Genomic DNA, 10,771 nt, shown 5'->3' with positions numbered 1-10,771 from the left:
ATCCGATCCGGCAGCGCAGTGGACCGGCGCTCACAAGGGGCCGGCATTCTTCGCGTACTCCGACAACTATCTCATCGACGTGAAGTTCGGCGTCATCGTGGATGTCGAGGCCTCCCGCGCCATTCGCCAGGCCGAGGTCGGTGCAGCAAAAACCATGATCGAACGAACCGAGGAGCGCTTTGGTCTCAAGCCAGAGCGACTTGTCGGGGATACCGCTTACGGAGCGGCTCCGATGCTGAACTGGCTGGTCGAGGAGAAGGGCATCGCGCCGCATATCCCTGTGTTCGATAAGTCGAAGCGGGATGATGGCACCTTCTCGCGGAGCGACTTTCGATATGACCCAACCGGGGACGTTTACCACTGCCCGGGTGGTAAGCGGCTTGGGACGAGCGGTACCGTGCACGAGGGCAAGACCCTTCTGTATCGTGCCAGCAAGCTCGACTGCGATGTATGCCCGCTCAAACCGCAGTGCTGCCCAAAGGAACCATCACGCAAGATCCCGCGCGATATCCATGAGCATGCCCGAGACGTTGCCCGGTCGTTCGCTGGCACCGAGGGCTTCGAGCTCTCTCGGCGTCAGCGCAAGAAGATCGAGATGAGGTTCGCACACTTGAAGCGCATCCTGAAGCTTGGTCGGCTCCGATTGCGAGGCCCGCAAGGTGCCCAGGATGAGTTTGTTCTAGCCGCCATCGCTCAGAATCTGAGGCGGTTTGCATCGCTGGTCGCACGACCGCCGCCGGCTCAGGTTCTGCGCATCGCGTAGCGTAGCGTCAAAGTTGCGTAAAATGCGTCAGGGCCAGCGCTTCAAAGCGCGGCTCAACAAAAGGCCCAGCGGCCAAATCCATTGCAGCCAACTTTTGCAATAAAATCGGCCCAAAGCCGACCTGTCGGGAGCAGGCCGGTCGAGGACCGCTTGTGACCCCAATTCAGACATCGGCCTCCCTCTCCCTCTCCCTCTCTCTCTCTCTTCATGTTGCAGTAGTCTTGAATTGAGACGCCCCGACCAATTGTCGCGGCGCTCGTCGATTTCATATCGTCCGCCAACTAGCCCTTAGACGTTTGTCTCGCGTCGGTTGGCGCAGCGACATATCTAGAGTTCGGCGCAACCAGGAAGTCACGTCAGAGGGCAAACCGACCCGATCGGTGCGCCGTCGCGTGCGCCATTCCCAACTACAATCGTTTTTTTTGCGAAGAAACGCACCTTAAGCCTTTAGGTCCGTGATCCGCATAATCGCGACCACGTTCCCATCATTGAACGCCTGCTCCTTTGTGTCCTTGTTGCAGGTCCAGACAAAATTCTTCTTGCCGGTAAAGGTCTTTTCGTCCTGCTCAAGCCGAAGCTCTCCTTCGGTGATATGGCAGACCATGGCATTCATCATCGGGGGCCCCATGGTCTTCGATCCCGGCTGCATGATGATGTCGCGCATTGAGACGGTCTTAAAACCCGGGATCAGCGATGGTGTCTCGCCATCATACTCACGCACCACCACACCTGGCCACGGAGTTGTGTCCTTGTAGCCCGTCGTTTGAGCGGCGGCGGGCTTTATCATGGCCGCCGATGCCGCTGCCAACCCGAATGTCAATGCAGACCTTCGATCGATCTTGCTCATCGCTTTTCTCCCTGGGTTACTTGCAACAAGCCGCCGCAAAAGCTGCGCGCGTGTGGAATGTGAAATCGTGGTGTGAAACCGAAAAGGGGGGCGGTCTCTTAGGGTAGCGTACCTGCCGACAGCGCTAGTACTGCTCGTTCGGCCCGAACGGTGACTTCGGCACATCCCGCTTCAAGGGCGACCACATTCTACGAGAACGGACGCGCCCTAGAAATGGGTGTTTCGCCCAAGAGGCATAATGCCTCAGTTTGCTTAGGCCTGAAGTTCGGACCCGGCGTCAGCAACTTCACACTGCGACCAACTGAATACGCAAGTCAGTGTCACTGACTGGTCCTGTGGCGGGTCGCAGTAAGTGTGCGGCCACGACCTATTGGCGTCGAGTGCGGAGGCGATGATGCTGCTCCCGCAAGACCGCCCGGAGCTAGCCCATCAGCGAAGTGGCAGCACGCCTCAGTTTTATCGGACAAAGGGCAAGGGTCCGATGCCATCAGTGCAACCCGGAAATGAAATAGCTCCAAGCGGTGGCCGGTATTATACTGGTGCTACTGGAAGTGCTGTTTCAAGCGTTCGTGGAAAGATTGCTACGACCAGTCTGGGAGGAACATCTGATGACGACTATGTTTGTTAGACACACGGTTTCCGACTACAAGACCTGGCGGAAAGTTTACGACGATTTTGCTTCGGTTCAGAAGACGAAGGGCGTAACAGCCGAGGCTGTCTACCGAGCAGTCGAAAATCCCAATGACATCACAGTAACTCACGAGTTTGCCACGATTGAAGCTGCGCAAGCCTTCGCGGAGAGTGCTGAATTGAAGAATGCCATGCAGAATGCGGGAGTAGCGAAAGCTCCAACGATTTGGTTTACCAAAAAGGCGTGAAGTATCGATCCCGGCCAAGTGCCGGCTGTGATGGTACCATGTCGCCTGTTGGCCCATTGAGACATGCCGAAGCGGTCTGACGATATCCGTTCACAGGGGTAGACCGGTAGAGAACGGCACGCGGCCAAAGTGACGCGATTGACCCTGGCTGTGTAAAAACGCAAAGATCGAAACGCGACGAGAATGACATTCTGGCTTTGCGGGCCCGCCGCCCTAGAATTGCGGCGATCAGGATGGGCGAAATGCAGTATGTTTGCGACACGCCGAAGGGTAAGACCTGGTTCCGTATCGAAACGGAAGGTGAAGCGGTGCAAGAGTCGCGCCTGATGCGCCACACAGTCGAGAAATATTTCTGCCGCGAGCGAGAGAAGGCAGTCCAATCCTGGCGTCCGGAGCAGCCCAACGCGATCGAGCGCGACATCGGCCTCGAGGCCCATGTACAGCGAGAGATGCCGCTTTTCCTCACGTTGCGTGACAGGGAGGGTAATCCACTGGCTACAGCGATGCTGCCACCGGGTGGCAAGGATCGCGGCGGGTTCCGGATCATCATCGTTGCCGCATGCAATGCCGATCCTTATCCTGAGCAGGATGCGGCCATCGCTGCGCTAGGAGCGCATTTCGGTCTCACACTCGATCGCCACCGCTGCTTCCCCTACGGCCGCTAAGGAGCCTGACAAGTATCGCTGCTTGGAGCGAAGTCGGCTCATGTCCCGTTGCGGACCTGCGCCGGCCTGCTACCTAATGGCAGCTTCTGACCGAAGGCGGCTATCGCATGGTCTCTATTTCTGCGAAACGGCTCTGTATTCACCACTCGCTCCGCCGGACGAGACGATGGCGCTTTCCCGGAACGGCGCACGGGTAGGCTGGGGCGCCGACAATTCCTGGCAATACATCCGATCGATCTTGCGCTGCATGAGCGCATAGCAGTCGCATACAACGCGCTCGAGCCGCACCCGGTCGATCTCGATAAACCCGCGCCGGTCGGAGGGGACGGCGCCGGCCGCGCGCAGCTTGCTCATCGTCAGAGTCACTGTCGTCCGCCGCACCCCAAGCAATTGCGCAAGCGCCTCCTGCGTCACCGGAAGGAGGTCATCGGGAACGCGGTCGTGAAGCTGCAGAAGCCACCGCGCCATGCGGCCATCCACCCGGTGCAGCGCGTTGCAAGCGGCTACGTGCTGGAGTTGCAATAACACCGCGCGGGCGTGGAGCTGAACGACATTCCTGATGGCTGCGCTTTGCGCATAGGCATCCCGAAATTTGGCGGCGGAAATCAATGATGCTGTGCCAGCGATGCGTGCAATCGCGGTCACGGATGAAAGCGATGGGCCGAGTACGGAGAAAGAGGCCAAAGCGCCTTCCCGTCCCATCAAGGTGGTTGCGACCGTTTGCCCGTCCGGCATATCGAGCATGAAGGCGATTGCGCCGCTATGGGGAAAATAGACCGGGTCCATCTCATCGCCCGAGCGCACCAGAACCGCATCTGGCTCAAACGAGATCTTCTGGAAGTAGGGCGTGAGCAAGCTGAGATCCGCTGGCGGCAGCGCTGCCAGTAGCCGATTCCCGATGCCAGTGCGGTTGACGGTCCCGATGCTTTCTTGTGAAAGAGCCCCCACTGAACGGCCGCGTCCATCTATTTCATTCACTAGGATTATCCGAATTATGAGTTGCCGAAAGGCAACTATCCAAACAGAGCCATTAGTCGAGATCAAGCACGGACATTTGCGGAGACGCTGCCGGCGTCTCGCCGCGCAAGCAGGATCTTGCATACATCATACTATTCACGCCCGTTGTGCGACTCGGCGAGCGGGGCCCTGCGGGATGATCAACCGGTGATGGTTCCGGCAGCGCTTGCTCTTGGCTTCCTAGCTGACGTCTTCGGCGGTGTGGGGCGTGCACGTCTTTTGGCCCGGCGCTTCCGTTGACACGGTGCAATTATCCGTCGGTTGATTGGGGTAAAGCCGGAAGTTTGCCGCCCCGCCAGAGCGACGCTTTTGCCCTCAACGGACATGCGGGCGTTGTCCGTCAGGAGGCCCCAGGCCAGCACGCTTAGGTTGCTCTGCCGAAAGTGCGGACATAACGCGGCCAGCTGCTTAATGAGTACACAGCCTAGGAGGGCCCTGCTGCCAGTTAAATTCGGCGACTGTTCGCGATTCCTCGCCGTGCGCAGACGCCGCCCCTGCACTGGCGGTGATCCACAGGCGATGCTTGCGCTATTCGCGCCACGGCATGCGGCACGGATCCGTAGCCCGCACATCGCCTGTTTCGTCCAGCCGTATGCACGCAAATTCCCTGTTCGCTAGCGATAAATTCCCTGTTCGGATTTGGCGGATCGCGCCCCGGATGCACTGAATTTCGAGGCAAATGTTCGCATTTTCATGGGATAGCGGCCTCACCGCAGGCGCGCTTTCCCTGTAAAATTCCCTGTTCGCAGGGAATTCGGACCGCGGCAGCGAAGGAACTTCCCGCGTCTGTCGTGATTGCTGTTCAAGCGCAGGGAGACGCATCCATGATCCGCAAACCTCTGTTCGTTGTCCTTGCCTGCATAGCATTCTCGTCGACAGCGTTCGCCCAAGGCGGCGGTGGCGGCTCGGGTGGGGGAGCCGGCGGCGGCGCGGGTTCGGCGGCAAGCTCTGGTGCTGGGACAGGCACCTCGTCGAGCAGCGCGACCTCGGGCCCCTCGGCTCCTTCCGGCATAGGGACTCAAGGCACCACCACCGGCGCTAACGTGAACACGAGCAGCCCCAACCCCAGCCAGAACAATCCGAACGTCCAACCCCCAACCGCGAACGGAAAGACGCCGGCCGCCGCGCAAGCCGAGCGTAACTCCGGGGTTGGTCATTCAGCTAATGGTTTGCCGATCGGAAGCCCCGGATCAGGCACCAGCAACGAAGATCAGAAATAGGGCGATCTATTCATCAGCTCTCACCGAAAGGCCCACCGTTGTGGGCCTTTTCCTTCGAGCTATGGCTCCGAATAGATCGGACAGCCTGCGGCCAGTGTGTTAAGGCCGGGGATGAAAAAATTGATTTTGGCGATGCTGCTCATCGCGACGCCGGCCTTGGCGCAGCCCGAACCGCTAGCCCCGAAGGCCCCATTGACCGATCGCGAACGGGTTCAGGCCGATCGTGCGCAGGCCGCCACGCAGGAGAAGGACGCCCCGACCGCGCGGCCGTGGGACAGGGGCGCGGATGGCAAGCGGCCCTGGGACCGGGGTGCGCAGGCGAAGTAGCAGCGTTCCGACGGGACCTCGAAAGCTTGCCGGCAATCGGCAGCAGCCTTCCGTGAGGATCCTTCCGCGACGGAACTGAGTTTAGGCGGCACGGGCTGGGGCTGCCTCAATTTCTCCATCGAGCCGTCCAGTGCAGCGACAGCGCTCCGGCTCCGCTTCCTCGCCAGTCGGCACGGCCCTATCTGACGGTCACTTCCACAGCGATGATCGAGGATCCGCGCTGCCTGCGGTTTTCGCCCGACACCGCAATTCGAAACCGGTCAGTCCCTGGACGTGAGGGGGCTTGGTAGCGAAATGACGGGCCGACGATCGTCACATGACCGGCACTGGGCGCCTCTGCCAGTTTAACTTCATCCAGAAGCTGAGTTCTGCCGCGCAGGCCTTGCAGGCATTCCGTGCCGGCTGGGATTGAAACAACCCAATACACGGTGTCGGAAAGCAGTACGAAGCGCTCGGGCCGCAAGGCGCATTCACCTGCGGCCGCAGCATGCGCTTGCAGCCAGTATCCCGCGATAAAACATAGGCTTGCCGCCGCTGTTTTGGGCCTCATGCTGCCGCCCATGCGGTGATCATGGTTGGATCGGCCAGGCAAGCTCAAACAAAATCGCCGCCACCGGCTGCCCGGTGTTGCGGCGATTCATGGGTGAACGCGGCTGGTCGCTAAACGCTGTGCCGTTCACCGAGCGTACCAATACCCCCACCAGCGTTGCGACACAGGCCGGGCCTCCGCCTTGAGCGCGGCGACTTCCTCGACAGAGCGAAGGTTGGGGCCATAGATCGCAGGCGGGTAGACATCATCCCAAAACACGTAACCGGTTCGGAGGTGGGCCGACCGATGATGCGCAGGAGCAAGCGCGAGCTCCGCGGCTGAAGCTGCGGTCGTTATCAAAGCAAGGCCAAGAACAGAAAGAGCAATGGATGGAGCAAGGGTGCGGAAGTTCATTGGATCAATCCCTCTCGAAATGGGCGAGATATAATGCGACGGCCTCTAAAAGGTTGCAAGCGCATCGTTCCATAGAATGGCTGCGAAATCCAGCTCTTCAGGTGCGCGAATCCACCTGGACGGGACAGAACAGATTTGAAGGTGACCATCCGTGTCGGTGCGTCCGGCCAAAAGATCGCGCTATCAGACAACTCAGATGCTGCTGCTCAGGACACGATCACGCGTGGGCAATCTTTTGGCAGCAGGAGAGCCACCAAGATCATCAGGAATCATGATGTCGACACACTGCTCACTCTTGATGAGCACTGCACTATTCAGGGACGACTCCTATGGCTTCTGCATTTGTCTTCGCCTTGATCTTCTGCGCCGGCGTCATGTCGGTCTATGCGCTGCGTCCCCGGCGGTCGCAACGAACGACGACGAACGAACCCTCCGGTACCTCGCGCAGAACAGCCCGATCGACTCCCAGCTCGGCATTCGGGCGCGTCCGACGTGCCTTTTAGGCCTCGTCCAGCGTGCGAGCGACACCTTTGTTCTCACGACCATAGGCGACACAGAACATGACCCAGCCGATGAGGGACGCACCGCGACGGTACATCGTGGACGGTACAGGACAGCGTGTCCTTTTCGGTTTGACGATCGCGGAAACCATCGAGTTCGAGACGTTGGACAAGCCCGACGCGCCCCTCGGCCCTGGCCTTCGCTTCGATCAGAACAAGCCGGGACAACGATGGCTGGAGCTCTACGCCAAGCATGAGCGGGCCTGGCGCAACTGGATGGCCGACACGCGGGCTGGAGGGGAAATGCCACTCGTGCTCAACTAGGTGATGCTCTTAGCTCGTGACCGCCGAGGCATTCCATTGGCTTCAGGAACAATCTTCCCGACGAATCGGGAGACATTCCCAGGCTAGTCATATCCTGGGCAGTCATACCGCGAGCATCCGGCTGCCTTGTATGCTCATGAGAGTTAGATTGCCCGTCGCGTAGGCGCCCGTATCGATGTTGACCCGGTTTGCCAGAACTTCGGCGGTGCGCACCGGCGTGTGACCATGAACGATATATTTGCCGAACTGCTCCTCACTCTGAAGGAACTCTTCGCGAATCCAAAGCAGGTCGCTTTCGCTTTGCTCGGCCAAGGGGACACCCGGGCGAACGCCGGCGTGGACGAAGAAAAAATCTCCACAGGTAAAGCTAAGCCGTAGTTCGTCCAGGAACTCCAGATGCTCACCCGGCATTGCGCGGATCAAATCGCGCATGATCGACGCTGGGTCGTCGCGCTTCAGGTCTGGCGGCGCGAGTCCATAGGACATGAGTGTCTGGGCGCCACCGATGCGAAGCCAATCTTCAAACAACGAAGGGTCTTCGAAAACCCTCACTAAAAATGCCTCGTGGTTTCCCTTGAGAAAAATCGAGTTTCCCCGCCGGCTTCGTTCGACCAAGAGGTCAAGCGTGGCGCGCGTGTCCGGGCCGCGATCGACATAGTCGCCCATGAACACCTCGATCGCATAGCGTGGCCGACTGTGGGCCAAGTCGGCGTCGATGACCCGCAGCATGGGCTGCAGCAAATGCGAGCAGCCATGAATATCCGAGATCGCGTAAATTCGGACGCCATCCGGCAGTTGCGGCCTATGAATCGGCGGGTGTGATTGGGCAAAAGATGTCATGGCGCGCACACTCGGTGAGGTGGTGGGGACAGTTTCGCCAAGTCGGTCCGCGCCGGACCTTATTGAAGGGTGTCGCCTCTCAGACAGCCCGATTGCGCCGAAGGAAAGGAGGGTATTCGCTTGCTTAGCTTGTCGGCGCGCGCTGAGCAAATCAGGCAACTCTGCCGTGGGCTGCATCGCGCCCGGCAGCGGGAAGATGCCTGCCTCGCTGAAGACAGCTGGGCGGATACAGCTCTAGATCGTAATTCATCGGACTTCTACTAATCGAATCACATCGGTTGCGGAGTCACTCAATGTGGGCAACAGGCGCATCAAAGATGAGCTGCTATCGCTTCACGCAGGCGCCCCAGCGAATTCGACGCGGAACCTGATTCAAAATAGGGCAGCGAGTTTCGATCGTGTGTCAGCACTGTGACGTAGGTCTTCCGCGCCCATGACCTCTCAACAAAACGCGATGCATTCATGCATCGCAAAAGTTTCGCGTGCAGCGCCACAATATCGCTGTGATCACTTCACAGTTTGCGTTCGGGGAAGTGACGGATCTTCAGCATCACGGATCAGCGTCAAGCATTCTCGATAGCAGAGGTTCGAATGGCTGTTGCAACTTATGGTTCTGAAGGCGCTGGTGCACTGTCGTCAACGCGCGGCACGGCTCTTCAGCGGCCTTTTCAGATCGTCATCATCGCTGCCGACCTGCTGCTGATCCTGCTCAGTTATGGTGCAGGGGCGGCGCTCTACAATGTTGCGCTTGCCTCCACTGGCGACGGCGCGTCGATGGGGGCAGGATTGATTGTCGGCGTTGTGTTCGTCGCGGTCGCATATTCCCAGGACGTCTACGCCACGCACCGCTTGCTGAATCTGGTCTGGCAGCTGCGCAAGGCCGTCTTCATCTGGTTGGCGTCGCTGACGATCCTCGCTATGGCGGCATTTCTGCTCAAATCCACGGACAATCTGTCTCGCGGCACAGTGATCATTTTTGCTGCAATCGGAGGCGCCGGATTGATCAGTCTGCGCTTTGTCTGGCAGTTCGTACTCGCGACAAACTATGCCAGAAGCCGCTTGGTCGATCGCAAGGTGATCCTGTTGAGCCTGAAGCCGCTCGATTTCACCTCAAGCCGCTTCAAGGATTTGCGCAGAAACGGTTTCGACGTCATGCGTCATTTCGTGCTTGGGATCGACAGCGGCGACGGCCATTGGGAGCGACAGATTCGCGATGTCATTCGGCAATCGCGCCAGGCGGACGTCGATGAATATCTTCTAGCGATCGATTGGAACGAATTGCCGATGCTCCGAAAGATCGGGCCCTTCCTGCGCGCGGTGCCCCAACCGGTACGCCTTCTGCCGGATGATTCAATCGCCGACCTCGTGTCGCGCCCATTCCTGCCAGTCAGCGGGACCGTAGCGGTCGAGATTCAGCGGCCGCCGCTCAGTGTTTTCGAGCGTTTCCAAAAGCGCTGTCTTGATGTAGGGGTGGCCTTGTTGGCGCTCGTCATACTTGCACCGCTGCTGCTGACAGTCGCCGTTCTGATCAAGCTCGGATCGCCGGGAGCTGCCATCTTCCGCCAGTCGCGCCGAGGGTTCAACGGCAAGCCGTTCGAGATATGGAAATTTCGGACCATGACGGTCTGCGAGGACGGCCAGACGATTACCCAGGCCACCAAACGGGATGCTCGGGTCACCAAGATCGGGCGTTTCCTTCGCATGACAAGCATCGACGAGTTGCCGCAGCTTTGGAATGTCTTGCGCGGCGACATGTCCCTGGTCGGGCCGCGCCCGCATGCGCTCGCCCATGACAATTACTACGATGAACTCATCAGCAAATACGTCTACCGCCACCACATGAAGCCGGGCCTGACAGGCTGGGCTCAGGTCAACGGCTTCCGGGGAGAAACCCCGACGATCGACTTGATGGAAAAAAGGGTGGAATATGACGTCTGGTACGTCAGCAATTGGAGTATCTGGCTGGATCTGAAGATCATGGCGCGTACGGCCTCGACGGTCCTGTTCCAGGAGGCCTATTAGTAGGAGCCGCCTAGGTGGCGGCGGCACTCATCGGCCGTCAGCTTCCGTTGCCGGGGGTCTTCTTGAAGAGACGAAGGACGGCGTCCCGCAGCGCAAGCATTGGCGGCACAAGGACGAAGAACGCTCCCATGGCGACTGAGGCAACGACGTGACGAAGCGAAAAAGGCTCGTCATGCTCGAGCTCTCGGCGATTCGGATCGAGCGGGGCAGGCGCGAGAGTGGTCGCCAGCGGTCGGGATCCCCGGCGGGCCTTACGCGGGGGAACCACGATCAACACGAAAAGAATATTGAGCAACACCCAGATGCTCAGGACAATAAGAGCAATCACCATCCGAACCTGCCGAAAAAATGCGAAGAGTATGAGCGCACGTTAGCCCCCTGAACCTCGGAAGGAAAGGTGCTCAAAGATTCGGCAGTCCAGGTTG

The 10,771-nt window shown here is 59.2% G+C and carries 11 protein-coding genes; 6 read left to right on the top strand and 5 right to left on the bottom strand.

Features of this window, described 5'->3' with window-relative positions; genetic code table 11:
• Window positions 1-763, top strand: a 763-nt coding sequence (locus tag IVB50_RS36035; RefSeq protein ID WP_247299658.1) for a transposase, incomplete at its 5' end; no start/stop codon positions are given.
• A 439-nt stretch (window positions 764-1,202) separates the two neighbouring features.
• Here IVB50_RS36035 and IVB50_RS36030 read toward each other — a convergent pair.
• Window positions 1,203-1,610, bottom strand: a complete 408-nt coding sequence (locus IVB50_RS36030; RefSeq protein ID WP_085349974.1) for a hypothetical protein — start codon at window positions 1,608-1,610, stop codon at window positions 1,203-1,205.
• 608 nt (window positions 1,611-2,218) lie between these two features.
• Here IVB50_RS36030 and IVB50_RS36025 point away from each other — a divergent pair.
• On the top strand, window positions 2,219-2,488 hold the full coding sequence (locus IVB50_RS36025; RefSeq protein WP_026233982.1) for a cyclase: 270 nt from the start codon (window positions 2,219-2,221) through the stop codon (window positions 2,486-2,488).
• 233 nt (window positions 2,489-2,721) lie between these two features.
• Window positions 2,722-3,153 (top strand): hypothetical protein, encoded by a 432-nt coding sequence (locus IVB50_RS36020; protein ID WP_018460247.1) that lies wholly within the window; start codon window positions 2,722-2,724, stop codon window positions 3,151-3,153.
• A 114-nt stretch (window positions 3,154-3,267) separates the two neighbouring features.
• Here IVB50_RS36020 and IVB50_RS36015 read toward each other — a convergent pair whose 3' ends face one another.
• The gene (locus IVB50_RS36015) at window positions 3,268-4,101 is read right to left on the bottom strand and encodes a Crp/Fnr family transcriptional regulator (protein ID WP_247299672.1); all 834 of its coding nucleotides are present in this window, start codon (window positions 4,099-4,101) and stop codon (window positions 3,268-3,270) included.
• A gap of 1,400 nt (window positions 4,102-5,501) precedes the next feature.
• On the opposite strand from IVB50_RS36015, the gene IVB50_RS36010 reads away from it, so the two are divergent.
• Complete coding sequence (locus IVB50_RS36010; protein WP_018458866.1) at window positions 5,502-5,717, top strand: hypothetical protein; 216 nt, start codon at window positions 5,502-5,504, stop codon at window positions 5,715-5,717.
• 178 nt (window positions 5,718-5,895) lie between these two features.
• Here the strand turns inward: IVB50_RS36010 and IVB50_RS36005 are convergent, their stop codons facing one another.
• A complete protein-coding gene (locus IVB50_RS36005) occupies window positions 5,896-6,279 on the bottom strand; it encodes a hypothetical protein (protein WP_143274130.1) in 384 nt (127 codons plus the stop codon).
• Between the two features lie 941 nt (window positions 6,280-7,220).
• Here IVB50_RS36005 and IVB50_RS36000 point away from each other — a divergent pair.
• Entirely contained in the window at window positions 7,221-7,484 is a 264-nt protein-coding gene (locus IVB50_RS36000) for a hypothetical protein (protein ID WP_018458864.1), read from the top strand.
• Between the two features lie 102 nt (window positions 7,485-7,586).
• Here the strand turns inward: IVB50_RS36000 and IVB50_RS35995 are convergent, their stop codons facing one another.
• Window positions 7,587-8,324, bottom strand: a complete 738-nt coding sequence (locus IVB50_RS35995; RefSeq protein ID WP_026233678.1) for a metallophosphoesterase family protein — start codon at window positions 8,322-8,324, stop codon at window positions 7,587-7,589.
• A gap of 591 nt (window positions 8,325-8,915) precedes the next feature.
• On the opposite strand from IVB50_RS35995, the gene IVB50_RS35990 reads away from it, so the two are divergent.
• Entirely contained in the window at window positions 8,916-10,346 is a 1,431-nt protein-coding gene (locus IVB50_RS35990; RefSeq protein ID WP_018458862.1) for an undecaprenyl-phosphate glucose phosphotransferase, read from the top strand.
• Window positions 10,347-10,383: 37 nt separating this feature from the next.
• Here IVB50_RS35990 and IVB50_RS35985 read toward each other — a convergent pair whose 3' ends face one another.
• Window positions 10,384-10,677 (bottom strand): hypothetical protein, encoded by a 294-nt coding sequence (locus IVB50_RS35985; RefSeq protein ID WP_018458861.1) that lies wholly within the window; start codon window positions 10,675-10,677, stop codon window positions 10,384-10,386.
• Window positions 10,678-10,771: the final 94 nt, after the last annotated feature.

Source organism: Bradyrhizobium sp. 87 (genome assembly GCF_023073015.1).
GTDB lineage: Bacteria > Pseudomonadota > Alphaproteobacteria > Rhizobiales > Xanthobacteraceae > Bradyrhizobium > Bradyrhizobium canariense_D.
Note: the sequence above shows the minus strand (reverse complement) of the source record. Positions and strands in the feature narration are given on the sequence as shown.

Excerpts from the sequence above, each read along its gene's own strand:
- IVB50_RS36030 (WP_085349974.1), bottom strand. The coding sequence starts at position 1,610 with ATGAGCAAGATCGATCGAAGGTCTGCATTGACATTCGGGTTGGCAGCG.
- IVB50_RS36025 (WP_026233982.1), top strand. The coding sequence starts at position 2,219 with ATGACGACTATGTTTGTTAGACACACGGTTTCCGACTACAAGACCTGG.
- IVB50_RS36020 (WP_018460247.1), top strand. The coding sequence starts at position 2,722 with ATGGGCGAAATGCAGTATGTTTGCGACACGCCGAAGGGTAAGACCTGG.
- IVB50_RS36010 (WP_018458866.1), top strand. The coding sequence starts at position 5,502 with ATGAAAAAATTGATTTTGGCGATGCTGCTCATCGCGACGCCGGCCTTG.
- IVB50_RS36005 (WP_143274130.1), bottom strand. The coding sequence starts at position 6,279 with ATGGGCGGCAGCATGAGGCCCAAAACAGCGGCGGCAAGCCTATGTTTT.
- IVB50_RS36000 (WP_018458864.1), top strand. The coding sequence starts at position 7,221 with ATGACCCAGCCGATGAGGGACGCACCGCGACGGTACATCGTGGACGGT.
- IVB50_RS35995 (WP_026233678.1), bottom strand. The coding sequence starts at position 8,324 with ATGACATCTTTTGCCCAATCACACCCGCCGATTCATAGGCCGCAACTG.
- IVB50_RS35990 (WP_018458862.1), top strand. The coding sequence starts at position 8,916 with ATGGCTGTTGCAACTTATGGTTCTGAAGGCGCTGGTGCACTGTCGTCA.
- IVB50_RS35985 (WP_018458861.1), bottom strand. The coding sequence starts at position 10,677 with ATGGTGATTGCTCTTATTGTCCTGAGCATCTGGGTGTTGCTCAATATT.